This is a genomic window from Lutibaculum baratangense AMV1, from assembly GCF_000496075.1.
In the GTDB taxonomy this organism is placed as follows: Bacteria; Pseudomonadota; Alphaproteobacteria; order Rhizobiales; family Tepidamorphaceae; genus Lutibaculum; species Lutibaculum baratangense.
This window is the reverse complement of sequence record NZ_AWXZ01000039.1, coordinates 656,776-670,712: the sequence shown is the minus strand read 5'-3', so window position 1 is coordinate 670,712 and position 13,937 is coordinate 656,776. Positions and strand designations below refer to the sequence as shown.

Annotated in this window: 11 protein-coding genes; 8 read left to right on the top strand and 3 right to left on the bottom strand. The window is 69.2% G+C overall.

Translation table 11 applies throughout. The features are described 5' to 3' along the window. From N177_RS21155 to N177_RS17815, 8 genes are all read left to right on the top strand, one after another. A partial coding sequence (locus tag N177_RS21155) for an OmpA family protein (RefSeq protein ID WP_081718644.1) occupies positions 1-1,323 on the top strand: 1,323 nt, incomplete at its 5' end. Positions 1,324-1,622: 299 nt separating this feature from the next. Further along, positions 1,623-2,876: a cyclopropane fatty acid synthase gene (locus N177_RS17845; protein ID WP_023433806.1), complete on the top strand. Its 1,254-nt coding sequence runs from the start codon at positions 1,623-1,625 to the stop codon at positions 2,874-2,876. Positions 2,877-2,998: 122 nt separating this feature from the next. After that, positions 2,999-4,492: a replicative DNA helicase gene (locus N177_RS17840; protein ID WP_425280803.1), complete on the top strand. Its 1,494-nt coding sequence runs from the start codon at positions 2,999-3,001 to the stop codon at positions 4,490-4,492. Beyond that, the gene (alr, locus tag N177_RS17835; protein WP_023433804.1) at positions 4,489-5,637 is read left to right on the top strand and encodes an alanine racemase; all 1,149 of its coding nucleotides are present in this window, start codon (positions 4,489-4,491) and stop codon (positions 5,635-5,637) included. Before N177_RS17840 ends, alr begins: the two co-directional genes overlap by 4 nt. Beyond that, on the top strand, positions 5,637-7,019 hold the full coding sequence (gene radA, locus N177_RS17830; RefSeq protein WP_023433803.1) for a DNA repair protein RadA: 1,383 nt from the start codon (positions 5,637-5,639) through the stop codon (positions 7,017-7,019). The genes alr and radA overlap by 1 nt, the downstream gene beginning before the upstream one ends. Before the next feature lie 76 nt (positions 7,020-7,095). Next, positions 7,096-7,755: a CvpA family protein gene (locus tag N177_RS17825; RefSeq protein WP_023433802.1), complete on the top strand. Its 660-nt coding sequence runs from the start codon at positions 7,096-7,098 to the stop codon at positions 7,753-7,755. Between the two features lie 44 nt (positions 7,756-7,799). Further along, positions 7,800-9,278 carry an amidophosphoribosyltransferase gene (gene purF / locus N177_RS17820; protein WP_023433801.1) on the top strand — a complete coding sequence of 493 codons (1,479 nt, stop codon included), beginning with the start codon at positions 7,800-7,802 and terminating at the stop codon, positions 9,276-9,278. A gap of 25 nt (positions 9,279-9,303) precedes the next feature. Continuing rightward, positions 9,304-10,044, top strand: coding sequence for an SDR family NAD(P)-dependent oxidoreductase (locus tag N177_RS17815; protein ID WP_023433800.1), 741 nt, complete (start codon positions 9,304-9,306; stop codon positions 10,042-10,044). Between the two features lie 36 nt (positions 10,045-10,080). On the opposite strand, the gene der is transcribed toward N177_RS17815, so the two are convergent. Genes der through N177_RS20755 form a run of 3 tightly spaced genes read right to left on the bottom strand, consistent with a single transcriptional unit; the run spans position 10,081 to position 13,807 of the window. Further along, positions 10,081-11,457 (bottom strand): ribosome biogenesis GTPase Der, encoded by a 1,377-nt coding sequence (gene der / locus N177_RS17810; protein ID WP_023433799.1) that lies wholly within the window; start codon positions 11,455-11,457, stop codon positions 10,081-10,083. A gap of 29 nt (positions 11,458-11,486) precedes the next feature. After that, positions 11,487-12,827: an outer membrane protein assembly factor BamB family protein gene (locus N177_RS17805; protein WP_040485989.1), complete on the bottom strand. Its 1,341-nt coding sequence runs from the start codon at positions 12,825-12,827 to the stop codon at positions 11,487-11,489. Continuing rightward, the gene (locus N177_RS20755) at positions 12,824-13,807 is read right to left on the bottom strand and encodes a tetratricopeptide repeat protein (protein ID WP_023433797.1); all 984 of its coding nucleotides are present in this window, start codon (positions 13,805-13,807) and stop codon (positions 12,824-12,826) included. Before N177_RS20755 ends, N177_RS17805 begins: the two co-directional genes overlap by 4 nt. Between the last annotated feature and the right edge of the window lie 130 nt (positions 13,808-13,937).

Below are 13,937 nucleotides of genomic sequence, written 5' to 3'. Positions count from 1 at the left end.
GAGCAGCAGCGCCAGCGCGCCGAGGAAGAGCGCCGCCAGGTCGAGGAGCAGCAGCGCCAGCGCGCCGAGGAAGAGCGTCGCCAGGCCGAGGACCAGCAGCGCCAGCGCGCCGAGGACCAGCGTCGGCGCGAGCAGGAGCAGGCCGACGACCGGCGCCGCGAGGACGAGCGGCAGGCCGAGGAACGCCGCCGCGAGGAGGAGCGACGCGCCGAGGATCGGCGACGTGAGGAGGAGCGGCGGACCGGTGAACGTCGCCGCGACGACGACCGCCGGAACGCCGAGGAGCGGCGCAGAGGAGACGACCGCGATGGTGATCGCGACCGACGCCGGGCCGACCGGGATCGCCGTGGACCGGACGGAGACTTCGATCGGGAGCGCATGCAGCGCTGGCTGAGCGAGCGGGGCGAGAGGCTCGAACGCGAGCCGCGCTTCGACGCGCCCCCGGATGCCCGCCGGGTCGAGCAGGACCGCAACCGGGTCATCTTCGATCTCGGCGGCGGCGAGATCGTCGTCCGGCACGACGAGACGGAGCGGCTGCGCCGGCGCGCGGAGGAGGTCTACTACGACAGGCTTCCGAACGGCTTCGTGCGCACCACGATCGAGCGCCCGGGCGGTGTGCGGATCGTCACGATCGAGGACCGCTACGGCAACCTGATCGAGCGCACGCGCATCGAGCGGAACGGTCGGCAGGTCGTCCTCTTCTCGGCGCCGCGCGAGTATTACGACCGGCGCGAGCGTGGCCGCGACCGCCCGCGCTGGCGCGATCCCGCGATCGACCTGCCCCCGATCCAGGTGACGATCCCGCGCAACGAGTACGTCCTCGAGGCCGAACGCGCCGACCGCGACGCGTACTACAGGACGCTGGAACGTCAGCCGGTGCAGCATGTCGACCGGACGTTCTCCATCGAAGACGTGCGCTATTCGGAGCGGGTGCGGGATCTCATGCCGCGCATCGACCTGAACACCATCAACTTCGACACGGGAAGCGCGCAGATCACGCGGAGCGAAGTCGACAAGCTGTCGGATCTCGCCTACGCGATGGAACGCATGATCGACGACGACCCGGCCGAGACCTTCCTCATCGAAGGACACACGGACGCCGTGGGAAGTGACAACTCGAACCTCGCCCTTTCGGACCGGCGGGCCGAGTCGGTCGCGTCCGCCCTCACGGAGGTCTACGGCATTCCGCCGGAGAACCTGGTGACGCAGGGCTACGGCGAGCAGTATCTGAAGATCAACACGCAGGCGGCCGAGCGCCAGAACAGACGCGTCACGGTGCGGCGAATCACGCCGCTGGTGAACCCGGTGGCGAGCGGCGGCTGATCCCAGAGACGAGCAAGCCGGCCCACCGGCCAGGTCGAGAAGGCTCGCCCGTGAGGGCGGGCCTTTTTCGTTGTGCCGTGCGCCGGCACCGGCAGCGCAATGAAGCCCGTCGTCGAGCCACCGGCGCGGCAGACGAACCAGGAGCTTCTCCGGAGGTTTCGCCAGTGATCGGACGGCTCATCGGACTTTGTCAGGAGGCTTCACGCTCTCAGCATGCGTTGCGTGCATCACACGCCGTTGAAGACCGCCCGGAAATGGTGGTTATATTCGATCGATAGAGTGTAAGGCGTGAGGTGACCATGAACAGGATCCTCAGGGCCGCGCTCTCACGGCTCGTTGAGAGTGGCGACCTGACGATCATCGACGCTCGGGGGCGGCGCGATCGCTTCGGCGACGGCACGGGCGAGCCGGTGGCCGCACGCATCACCGACCGCGCCACCGAATACAAGTTGTTCGCCAATCCCGAACTCGCTTTCGGCGAAGCCTACATGGACGGGCGGATCGTGATGGAGCACGGCTCCGTCTACGACCTGATCGACATTCTCATGCGACAGGACCGCGCGCGGGTGATGCCAGCGCTGATCGCGGTCCGCCGGGGCCTTCGTTTCCTGCGCCGACGGCTCGACCAGCTGAACGTGGGATTGCGCGCACGCCGGAATGTCGCCCACCATTACGACCTCGACGGCCGCCTCTACGATCTGTTCCTCGATGAGGACCGGCAATATTCGTGTGCGTATTTCGAGGATCCCCAGACGAGCCTCGAGGAGGCGCAACTCGCCAAGAAGCGGCACATCGCGGCGAAACTCGACATCCGGCCCGGCCAGCGCGTTCTCGACATCGGATCGGGGTGGGGCGGTCTCGCCCTCTACATCGCCGAGCGGTTCGGCGCCGAGGTCGTCGGCATCACGCTGAGCGAGGAGCAACTCAACCTGTCCCGACGCCGGGCGGCGGAGCGGGATCTCTCGAACCGGGTCTCTTTCGAGCTCGCCGACTATCGCAGCCTCGAAGGGCCCTTCGACCGCATCGTGTCGGTGGGCATGTTCGAGCATGTGGGCATAGGCTACTACCACACATACTTCGAGAAGGTGCGGGATCTCCTGACCGAAGACGGGATCGCGCTCATCCACACGATCGGCCGCAACGCGCCGCCCGGCAGCACGAGCCCGTGGATCGCGAAGTACATCTTTCCCGGCGGTTACATCCCCGCCCTCTCCGAGGTCATGGAGGCGATCGAGCCGACGGGCCTCTACGTCAGCGACATAGAGGTGCTGCGCCTCCATTATGCGGAGACGATCCGCCATTGGCGCGACCGGTTCGAAGCGAATCGGGACGCCGCCCGGGACCTCTATGACGAGCGGTTCTGCCGCATGTGGGAGTTCTATCTCGCAGGGTCCGAGATGTCGTTCCGGCGCGACGGGATGGTGAATTTCCAGCTTCAGCTCTCGAAGAAGGTCGACACGCTGCCCATCACCCGCACATATATGGAGACCGTGGAGCAGCAATTGCGGCTGAAGGACGCCGCGATTCTGGAGGTGGGGCGCGCCGCGGAGTAAGCTGCCGGGAGTCAAGCCGCGGCGGCGGCGATTCTGGCATGCCTGTGCATAGCGCTGATTCCTGTGGTCTGTGACCGCCCTGCTGATGCGCCGCCGTTAAGATTCTGAACACCATGTCGGCCATGAGCATAGAGCCCCTATTCCGCGGTCCCGCGCCGAGTCCCGATTCCGACTACCGGACGCCCCCCGCCAACATCGAGGCCGAGCAGGCTCTGCTGGGCGCGATCCTCGTCAACAACGAGGCCTTCTACCGCGTCTCGGACTTCCTGCTTCCGGAGCACTTCTTCGAGACGATCCACGCCCGGATCTTCGATATCGCGGGACGCCTCGTCCGCGCGAACAAGACGGCGACGCCGATCACGCTCAAGACCTTCGTGGAGAAGGAGGAGCCGATCGGCGAGATCACGCTGCCGCAATATCTCGCGCGGCTGGCGGCGGACGCGACGACCGTCATCAATGCCGAGGATTACGGCCGGACGATCTACGACCTCGCCATGCGCCGGCAGCTGATCTCGATCGGCGAGGAGATGGTGAACCTCGCCTATGACGCGCCGGTCGACACGACGCCTGGCGACCAGATCGAGCTTGCCGAGCAGCGCCTCTTCAAGGTCGCGGAGACGGGCAAGTACGGCGCCGGCTTCCTCAGGTTCTCCGACGCTCTGAAGGATGCCATCGACATGGCGTCGAAGGCCTACCAGCGCGACGGCCACCTCTCGGGCATCTCGACGGGCCTCGCCGATCTCGACGACCTGATGGGCGGCCTGCAGCCTTCGGACCTGATCATCCTCGCCGGCCGTCCGGCCATGGGCAAGACGTCGCTCGCCACCAACATCGCCTTCCACGTCGCCGAGCATTACCAGGCGCAGACGCTGCAGGACGGGCGGACGGAGACGATCAACGGCGGCATCGTCGGCTTCTTCTCCCTCGAGATGTCGGCGGAGCAGCTCGCCACCCGCATCATCTCCGAGCAGGCCGAGGTTTCGTCGGAGACCATCCGCCGGGGCAAGACGACCGAGGCCGAGTTCCAGCGCCTCGTGGAGGTGGCCGGCCGGCTCCAGCAGGTGCCGCTCTTCATCGACGCGACCGGCGGCCTCTCGATTGCGCAGCTCGCCGCACGGGCGAGGCGGCTGAAGCGCCAGAAGGGTCTCGACTTCCTCGTCATCGACTACCTGCAGCTCCTGCAGGGCTCGGGCAAGCGCTCCGACAACCGCGTGCAGGAGATCACCGAGATCACCACGGGCCTCAAGGCGCTGGCGAAGGAGCTCAGCACCCCGATCCTCGCCCTGTCGCAGCTCTCCCGCCAGGTCGAATCCCGAGAGGACAAGCGTCCGCAGCTCGCCGACCTCCGCGAATCCGGCTCGATCGAGCAGGACGCGGACGTCGTGCTCTTCGTCTACCGGGAGGAGTACTACCTCAAGAACAAGAAGCCGCGGGAGGGCACGCCCGAGTTCGAGACGTGGCGCGAGGAGATGGAGCGCGTCGCCGGCCTCGCCGAGGTGATCATCAGCAAGCAGCGCCACGGCCCGACGGGCACGGTGAACCTCGCCTTCCAGGGCGAGTTCACCCGATTCGAGAACCTCGCCCACGACAGCCGCATGCCCGTGAGCTTCGAATGAGCCTGCCTCCAACGCGGGTATCGCCCGAGGAGCTCAGCGCGCATGCCGGGCGCCTGATCGTCGACCTCGACGCCCTCGCGGAGAACTATCGCGCCCTCGCCGCGCGCGCGGGCCCGGCCGAGGCCGCCGCCGTCGTGAAGGCCGATGCCTACGGCACGGGGGTCGAGGGGGCGGTTCCCGCGCTCTCCGCCGCGGGCTGCCGCACGTTCTTCACCGCGATCCTCGCCGAGGCGCGGCGCGTCAAGGCGCTCGCGCCCGATGCGACCGTCTATGCGCTCGGGGGGCTCGCGCCCGGCTGCGCCGGCGCCTTCGCGGAGGCGCGCGTGCGGCCGGTGCTCGGATCGCCGCCGGAGATAGAGGAGTGGGCGGAGTTCTGCCGCTCCCACGGGAAGCCGCTCGCCGCGGCCCTTCATGCCGATACAGGCATGAACAGGCTCGGCCTCTCGCTCGAGCAATGCCGCGCCCTCTCCGGATCGGGAGCGCTCGACCAGTTCGAGATCGCCCTCGTGATGACGCACCCCGCGTGCGCCGACGACCTCTCCGACCCCGCGACCGAGGCGCAGAGGCGCCGCTTCGACGAGGCGCGGGCGCTGCTGCCGGCCGCCCCCGCCTCCTTCGCGAACTCGGCGGCGACCCTGCGCGATGCTGCGTTCCACTACGATCTCGTCCGACCCGGCATCGCGCTCTACGGGGGAGCTGCTGTTAACGGCGCGCAGAACCCGATGCGCAACGTCGTGACAGTGACGGCTCGCATCGTGCAGCTGCGCGACGCGAAGGCGGGCGAGGCCGTCGGCTACGGCGCGGTCCAGCACCTCAGGCGCGACAGCCGGCTCGCGATCCTCTCCGCGGGATATGCCGACGGCTATGTCAGGCTGGCCGGCGGATCGGACGCGCGCGCCGGCGGATCGGCGTTCATCGACGGCACTCCGGCCCCGCTCGTGGGACGCGTCTCGATGGACCTCGTCGCCGTCGACGTGACCGACCTTCCCGAGGACGCCGTGGCCCCGGGCCGGGAAGTCGTGCTGATCGGCGAGGAATTCACGGTCGACGACGTGGCGCGGCTCTGCGGCACGATCGGCTATGAGATCCTCACCCGTCTCGGCCCGCGCTTCCTTCGCCAGTATGCCGGCGGACCCGCGACCTGATGGCGAAGCGCAGCCCGCAATTCGTCTGCCAGGCCTGCGGCAACGTCACGCCGCGCTGGGCCGGCCGGTGCGAGGCCTGCGGCACGTGGAACTCGATCGTGGAGGAGGACGCGCCCGCGCCCGTGACGGCGGCCGGCAAGACGATCGGCCGCGGCAGGGTGCTCGAGCTCGTGCCCCTCTCCGGCGAGGACGAGGACGCGCCGCGCACGCCGACGGGCATCGCCGAGCTCGACCGGGTGACCGGCGGCGGCTTCGTGCGCGGCTCGGCGGTTCTGATCGGCGGCGATCCCGGCATCGGCAAGTCGACGCTCCTGATCCAGGCGGCGGCGCGTCTGGCCGACCGCGGCGGCAAGGTCGTCTACATTTCCGGCGAGGAGGCGATCGGACAGGTCCGTTTGCGCGCGAGCAGGGTCGGGCTGGCGCAGGCGAAGGTGGGTCTCGGCGCGGAAACCCGGATCGAGGACATCCTGGCGACCCTCCAGGACAGCCCGCCGGACCTCGTCGTCATCGATTCCATACAGACGATGTGGACCGACGCGGCGGATCCCTCTCCCGGAACGGTGACCCAGATCCGCGCCGTCGCGCAGGCGCTCATCCGCTTCGCCAAGAAGAGCGGGACGACGGTGGTGCTCGTCGGGCACGTCACGAAGGAAGGCACGATCGCGGGCCCGCGGGTCGTGGAGCACATGGTCGACGCGGTGCTGTACTTCGAGGGAGACTCGGCCCACCGCTTCCGCATCCTGCGCTCGGTCAAGAACCGCTTCGGCCCGACCGACGAGATCGGCGTCTTCGAGATGACGGGCGGCGGGCTCGAGGAGGTCGGCAATCCCTCGCAGCTCTTCCTCGGCGAGCGCGACGCAGCGACACCCGGGGCCGCGGTCTTCGCCGGCATGGAGGGGTCCCGCCCGCTGCTCGTCGAGATCCAGGCGCTCGTCGCGCCCTCGCCGCTCGGGACGCCTCGGCGGGCGGTCGTCGGCTGGGATTCGAGCCGCCTGTCGATGGTGCTCGCCGTTCTCGACGCCCATTGCGGCCTGAAGCTCGGGGGGCACGACATCTACCTGAACATCGCCGGCGGGCTGCGCATCGCCGAGCCGGCGGCAGACCTCGCCGCGGCCGCGGCGCTCGTTTCCTCGCTCGCCCAGGCGCCCCTGCCGCAGGGGCGGGTCTTCTTCGGCGAGATCAGCCTGTCGGGCGGTGTGCGCCCGGTGCCACATGCGCCGGCGAGGCTCCGCGAAGCCCTGAAGCTCGGCTTCGAGGCCGCCGTCGCGCCGAAGGGCAACTCGGAGGACGGCGAAAAGGGCGATCTGCCGATCGAGTCGGTGGAGACGCTGGCGGAGCTCGTCGCGCGGATCGCGGCCGGGTCGGAAGCGCTGCGGCAATGACTTTGCGTAGTGTGCGGATTCAGCTTATTTAGTCACCGCCCCGGGACGAGCGGGCGCACAGAAGGGACACGCCTTTATGGTCATCACCGGCCTGGATTTCATCGTCGTCATAGTGATGCTCATATCCGGGCTCTTGGCTATGGTTCGCGGACTGACGCGGGAGGTGCTGTCAATCGCCTCGTGGGTCGCCGCCGCTCTCGTGACGCTCTACACGTTCCCGCGCTTCCAGGGCATGGTGCGCGAGCAGCTGCAGCCCGACTGGCTGGCCGACATCTCGCTCGCGCTCGGCGTGTTCGTGCTGACGCTGATCATCGTGTCGTTCATCACGATGCGGATCTCCGATTTCATTCTCGACAGCCGAATCGGCGCGGTCGACCGCAGCCTCGGCTTCGTCTTCGGGCTCGCGCGCGGGCTTCTGATCGTCGTCATCGGCTATCTTTTCTTCGCCTGGCTTGTGCCGGAGGAAAATCAGCCTAGATGGGTGGTCGAGGCCCGGTCGAAGGACCTCTTGCAGGACACCGGCGCCGCGATCATCGCGCTGCTTCCGGAGGATCCGGAGGAGGCCATTCTCGACCGGCTGCGCAACCGCGGCCGCGGGGACGACGTGCCCCCCTCCGGCGCGCCGCAGCCGGGCGAGGATCCGGAGGCCCTGGAACAGCCGACCGAGCAGGGCTACGCGCCGAACGAGCGCGGCGACCTCGACCAGCTCCTCGACAGCACGGCCGGCGCCCGGTAGCGCCGGGCCGCGAGGGTTTTGTCTCTTGATCTGAGGAGTCCTCGATGCATTCGAGCGACGCACACGAGCTTTCGTCACCGTTCGATCCCGACGAGGACCGCCTCCGCGAGGAATGCGGCGTCTTCGGCGTGTTCGGGCATCTGGACGCCTCGGCCCTGACGGCCCTCGGCCTCCACGCCCTGCAGCACCGCGGGCAGGAGGCGGCGGGCATCGTCTCCTTCGACGGCCAGCGCTTCCAGTCCGAGCGCCGGCTCGGCCTCGTCGGCGATCATTTCTCGAAACGCTCCGTGATCGAGCGGCTGGCGGGCGAGATGGCGATCGGCCATGTCCGCTACTCGACGACCGGCGAGACGATCCTCCGCAACGTGCAGCCGCTCTTCGCCGATCTCGCCGGCGGCGGCTTCGCGGTGTGCCACAACGGCAACCTGACGAACGCGCTCACGCTCAGGAAGCAGCTGATCCGCGACGGCGCGATCTGCCAGTCGACGTCGGACACCGAGGTGATCCTCCACCTCGTGGCGCGCAGCCCGAAGGCGAAGCTCGTCGACAAGTTCCTCGACGCGCTCCAGCAGATCGAGGGCGCCTATTCGCTCGTCGCGATGACGAACAAGAAGCTGATCGGCGCGCGCGACCCCCTCGGCATCCGCCCGCTCTGCCTCGGCGATCTCGACGGCACGCCGATCCTCGCCTCGGAGAGCTGCGCGCTCGACATCATCGGCGCGAAGTTCGTCCGCGACATCGAGAACGGCGAGGTGATCGTCATCTCGCAGGACGGCATCGAGAGCCACCGGCCCTTCGCCCCGCGCAACCCGCGCCCCTGCATCTTCGAGTACATCTACTTCGCCCGGCCCGACTCCGTCGTCGGGGGCAAGAGCGTCTACGAGGTCCGCAAGAAGCTCGGCGTCGAGCTCGCCCGCGAGACGGCGACAGATGCCGACGTGATCGTGCCCGTTCCGGATTCGGGCGTCCCCGCCGCCATCGGCTACGCCCAGGAATCCGGTATCCCCTTCGAGCTCGGCATCATCCGCAACCACTATGTCGGCCGCACCTTCATCGAGCCGACCCAGCAGATCCGTGCGCTCGGCGTCCGCCTGAAGCACAACGCCAACCGCTCACAGGTGGCCGGCAAGCGTGTCGTCCTGATCGACGACAGCCTCGTGCGCGGGACGACGTCCGTGAAGATCGTCCGCATGATGCGGGAGGCCGGCGCAACCGAAGTTCACATGCGGATTGCGAGCCCGCCGATCACGCACTCCGACTATTACGGTATCGACACGCCGGAGCGGGAGAAGCTCCTCGCCGCGACGATGACGCTCGAGGAGATGCGCGACTTCATCGGCGCCGACTCGCTCTCCTTCCTGTCCGTCGACGGGACCTACCGCGCGATGGGTCACGAGCGCCGCGACAACGACAGCCCGCAATATACCGACCACTGCTTCACCGGGGACTATCCCACGCCGCTGCGGGACATCACCGCAGCCGAACGCGCGCAGCAGCTGTCGCTTCTCGCCGAGACCGCCTGATCCAAGAGCCTAAGCCCGAGACCACATGACCCTCGACCTCAAGAACCGCGTCGCCGTCCTGACCGGCGCCTCGCGCGGCATCGGATACGCCGTCGCCAAGGAACTCGCCAAGACGGGCATCCACCAGGTGCTCGTCGCCCGGACGGTGGGGGGGCTCGAGGAGCTCGACGACGAGGTTCGCGCTCTCGGGGGCAGCGCGACCCTCGTGCCGCTCGACATCACGGACATGCAGGCCCTCGACCGGCTCGGCGCCTCGATCCACGAGCGCTGGGGGCGGCTCGACGCGCTGATCGCCAATGCCGGGGTGCTGGGTGTCCTCGCGCCGCTCTCGCAGGTCAAGGCGAAGGACTGGGAGCAGACGATGACCGTGAACCTCACGGCCAACTGGCGGCTCCTGCGCTCGCTCGATCCGCTTCTGAGAAAGTCGGACGCCGGGCGCGCGGTCTTCATGACCTCCGGCGCGGCCCGGCGCGCGAAGGCCTATTGGGGGCCCTACAGCGTGTCGAAGGCGGCGCTCGAGATGATGGTCCGGATCTACTCGCAGGAAGTGGCGATGACGCCGCTGAGGGCGAACCTCTTCAACCCGGGCCCGGTGCGCACGGCGATGCGCGCGAAGGCCATGCCGGGCGAGGATCCGCAGAGCCTGCCGCACCCGAGCGAGCTCGCCCCGGCGATCGTCGATATGCTCTCGCCGGAACTCGACCGCAACGGCGAGGTCTATGACTGGCCGAGCCGCAGCTGGATGTCGCCCGGCCCCGCGGCCTGAGGCCGCGCGCTGCCTCCGCGGTCCTTCCGCCCGCCTCTATGACTTGTCGTACGGGTTCTCCTGCTTGCGCAGGAGAAGCCTCACCGGGATTCCCTCGAGGTCGAAGGTCTCGCGCAGCCCGTTCACGAGGTAGCGCTTGTAGGATTCGGGCAGGGCTTCGGGCCGTGAGCAGAAGCACACGAAGGTCGGCGGCCGCGACGAGACCTGCGTGATGTAGCGCAGGCGGATCCGGCGACCCGCCACGGCCGGCGGCTGGTGGTGCTCGAGAAGCTCGGCGAACCAGCGGTTGAGCTCGCCCGTCGAGACGCGGCGGTTCCAGCGCTCGTAGGTCTTGAAGACCGCCTTCATCAGGTTGTCGAGGCCGCGGCCGGCCAGGCCCGAGACGGGGACTGTCGGCATGCCCCGCACCTGCGCGATGAGCCGGTCGGCCTCGAGCCGCAGGTCGCGCAGCTGCGCGTCGGCATCCTCCGCACGATCCCACTTGTTGAACGCGATGACGAGCGCCCTGCCCTCCCGCACGACGAGGTCGGCGATCTGCAGGTCCTGCTTCTCGAAGGGCTGGTCGATGTCGATCACGACGACGACCACATGCGCGAACCGGACCGCCCGCAGCGTATCGGCGACCGACAGCTTCTCGAGCTTCTCCTGCACGCGTGCCTTGCGCCGCATGCCGGCCGTGTCGACGAGCTGGACCGGCCTGCCCTTCCACTCCCAGTCGAGCGTGATGGCGTCGCGCGTGATGCCGGCCTCCGGGCCGGTCAGAAGCCGCTCCGAGCCGATCAGGCGGTTGATCAGCGTGGACTTGCCCACGTTCGGCCGGCCGACGATCGCGATGCGGATCGGCCCCGTCTCGTCCTCCTCCGACGCTGCCTGCTCGGCGGGGGCGGGCTCGACGCGCTGCGCGTGCTCCTCCGCCTGCCGCTCGAGTGCATCGGCGAGATCCGCGAGGCCCAGCCCGTGTTCCGCCGAGAGCGCCACCGGCTCGCCGAGCCCGAGCGAGAAGGCCTCGTAGTAGCCCGCGTCGCTGGCACTGCCCTCGCTCTTGTTGGCGATCAGGATGACCGGCTTGCCAGCGCGGCGCAGCACCTCGCCGAAATAGTGGTCGTCGGGCATGAGCCCCGAGCGCGCGTCGACGAGGAAGAGCGCGACGTCCGCGTCCTCGATCGCCGCCTCGGTCTGCGTCCGCATCCGGCCGGCGAGGCTGTCGGCCGGGGCATCTTCCAGTCCCGCCGTGTCGATGACGCGAAACCTCAGGTCGCCGATGCGGCCCTCGCCTTCCCGGCGGTCGCGCGTGACGCCTGGCTCGTCGTGGACGATCGCGAGGCGCCGCCCGACAAGGCGGTTGAACAGCGTCGACTTGCCGACGTTCGGTCGGCCGACGATGGCGACCGTCAACCGGGGATCATCCCTCATCGGCACGTCCTTCGCGACCTTGAACGCCGTCAGTTGACCGCCGACAGATTGCCGGCATTGTCGAGGACGAGGACGCGCCCGCCAGCCGCGATCGGCGGGAGGAAGACCGGGTTGCCGACATTCTGCGCCCCCGTCAGCTGGCCCGACGCAGGATCGATGATCAGCACCCGGCCGTCGGACGTCCCGACCCAGAGCTGGCTACCGGCCAGGAGCGGGCCGGCGAGGTCGACGCGGCTGCCCCTGTCGTTCGTGACGGGCGTCCGCCAGCGGATCTTGCCGGTGGCCCGGTCGAGAGCCACGACGGCACCTTCGAGCGTCGCCACGAAGATCGAGTTGCCGGCGACGGCGGGCGTGTGGGAGCTCGCGACGCTCTGGGCCCACCGGCGCTCGCCGTTGGACAGGCTCGTGGCGATCATCCGCCCGGAAACGCTGACGGCGTAGACCGTGCCGTCGAAGACGACCGGGCGGGACACGTCGTCGATTCCCGAGACGGAGGTAAGCCGGCTCGCGCCCGTCAGCGCGTCGAGCCAGGCCGGCGTGCCGTCGGACGCGTTGAAGACGATGATCTCGCCGGAGCTGTACGGCACCACCACCTTGCCGCCGCTGACCGCGGGGCTGGCGCTGCCGAAGACGCCTGTCGCCTCGCCGATCCCGCGATGCCGCCACTTCTCCGAGCCGTCGGCGACGTTCAGCGCGACGAGGACGTTGTCGGAGGTCACGACATAAGCCGTGCCGTCTGCCACCGTGGGGGCCCCGCGAGGAGGCGCGGGAACGTTCGACGTCCACACGACGCCGCCGGTCGCCGGATCGAGCCCGACCACGGACTTGTAGGGCGTCGCGACGACGAGCACGCCGCTGCCGGATGCGAGACCGCCGCCATAGCCCCGGCCGCGCTCGCCCTCGGGGCGGGTGCTGACCGACCAGGCCCGGCCGCCGCCGGAAATCGAGAAGGCGGAGACGGTCCCGTCCGTGGCCATCACATAGGCGCGCCCGTCGTCGACGACCGGAGACGCGGCGAGCCGGCCCCGCCGTTCGACCTCGGCGACACGCGCGCTCCAGGGCTGGCCCGGCGTCAGCGACACGTTGCCCGGCGCATTGCTCGGCACGCCGCCCGGCTGGGCCCAGGCCGACAGGCCGGAGGGGCCGGGTATCGAGACGTTTCCACCGGCTGCCTGGTCCGGCGCGGTCGCGGCCGTGTCGGCGAGGATGCCGCGCCGCTCCCCCGGAAGCCTCTGCTCCGGCTGCTTGAAGGGGTTGAAGTTGACGGGGTTGAAGTTCTCGAGCGAGTCGGAACAACCCGAGAGGAGCATCCCGCAGGCAAGGGCTGCTGCACAGGCGCGCGTGGCGGCATAGGATCTTGAAGACGTCATTGCGTGTCCCCGTTTGTGCCGGCTGCGGACGGATCTTCGGGCGAAGTCGGTTCGGACGGCAGAGCTTCCTCCGCCTGAGGCGTCGGCGTCTCTTCCGTCGCCGGAAGCGGAGCCGGCTCGGGCGCCGCTTCGCCTTCGGGGTCGCCGGCGGGAGCGGGATCGTTCGCCCGCTCGTCGAGATCAGAAGGTGCGGACGGAACCTCGAAGGGGTCGGAGGTGCCGGACGTGCCCGGAACGGACAGCGCTCCGGGCGCCGCCGGCGTGAGGGGGACGCCTGACGCATTCGGCGTGACAGGCTCGGGCGCGGGCTCCGCTGCGGTGATCGCGTCCGGCGCACCGGCCGCCAGGAGCGTGAACATCATCTCGGCACGCTGCAGCAGGCTCGGGGGAGCCGCTGGGTCGGCGAGGACCTGCTCGAAGGAGGACGATGCCGCATCGTAGTCGCCGGCCCGGTACTGGGCGAGACCGACGATCTCGAGGGCCGAGTTGCGCCAGGGGCTCTCGTCGTCGCCGAGATAGGGGCCGAGACGTTCGCTGAGCTGCAGCGGCTCCGCGCTGTCCACGAGAAGATAGCCGGCTCTGATGCTCGCGAGCCCCCGCATGAGGCGCGGCACCGAGGCATCGTTCGCCACGGCGTCGTAGGCCGCGACCGCACCGTCACGATCGCCCGCAGCCGCCAGCTCCGAGGCATGGCGGAGCGACGCGAGGGCGGAGTAGGCGCCACCGTCTCGCGCGATCTCCGCGAAGGCCTGGCTCGCCGGCTCGTGCTGGCCCTGCGTGGCGAGGCCGACAGCCTCGAAATAGAGGCTTCCCGCCTCCGCCGCGCGGCGAGCCTCGTACCATTCCCAGGCGCGCCAGCCGCCGACACCGGCGACGATCAGGAGGGCGACGGCGATGATGAACGGAGCGAAGCGCTTCCAGAGGGCGGTATATTGCTCACGGCGCACCTCCTCATCGACTTCACGAAAAATGTCCGACATGAAGAGGCGCCTCGGATCCCCGTGCTGGCGTGGTGGGCTTTCAGACAGTCAGGAGCTTCCGCCGGCTCTCCAGGAACCCGCGCAGTCTGCTGCCGTGCTTACGTTTTCCGTGCGGCGAGATCAAGGCTCC

Bases quoted from the DNA above. Each gene is read 5' to 3' on its own strand.
- N177_RS20755 (WP_023433797.1), bottom strand. From the start codon at position 13,807: ATGTCGGACATTTTTCGTGAAGTCGATGAGGAGGTGCGCCGTGAGCAA.
- N177_RS17845 (WP_023433806.1), top strand. From the start codon at position 1,623: ATGAACAGGATCCTCAGGGCCGCGCTCTCACGGCTCGTTGAGAGTGGC.
- purF (WP_023433801.1), top strand. From the start codon at position 7,800: ATGCATTCGAGCGACGCACACGAGCTTTCGTCACCGTTCGATCCCGAC.
- N177_RS17825 (WP_023433802.1), top strand. From the start codon at position 7,096: ATGGTCATCACCGGCCTGGATTTCATCGTCGTCATAGTGATGCTCATA.
- N177_RS17815 (WP_023433800.1), top strand. From the start codon at position 9,304: ATGACCCTCGACCTCAAGAACCGCGTCGCCGTCCTGACCGGCGCCTCG.
- N177_RS17840 (WP_425280803.1), top strand. From the start codon at position 2,999: ATGAGCATAGAGCCCCTATTCCGCGGTCCCGCGCCGAGTCCCGATTCC.
- N177_RS17805 (WP_040485989.1), bottom strand. From the start codon at position 12,827: ATGACGTCTTCAAGATCCTATGCCGCCACGCGCGCCTGTGCAGCAGCC.
- alr (WP_023433804.1), top strand. From the start codon at position 4,489: ATGAGCCTGCCTCCAACGCGGGTATCGCCCGAGGAGCTCAGCGCGCAT.
- radA (WP_023433803.1), top strand. From the start codon at position 5,637: ATGGCGAAGCGCAGCCCGCAATTCGTCTGCCAGGCCTGCGGCAACGTC.
- der (WP_023433799.1), bottom strand. From the start codon at position 11,457: ATGAGGGATGATCCCCGGTTGACGGTCGCCATCGTCGGCCGACCGAAC.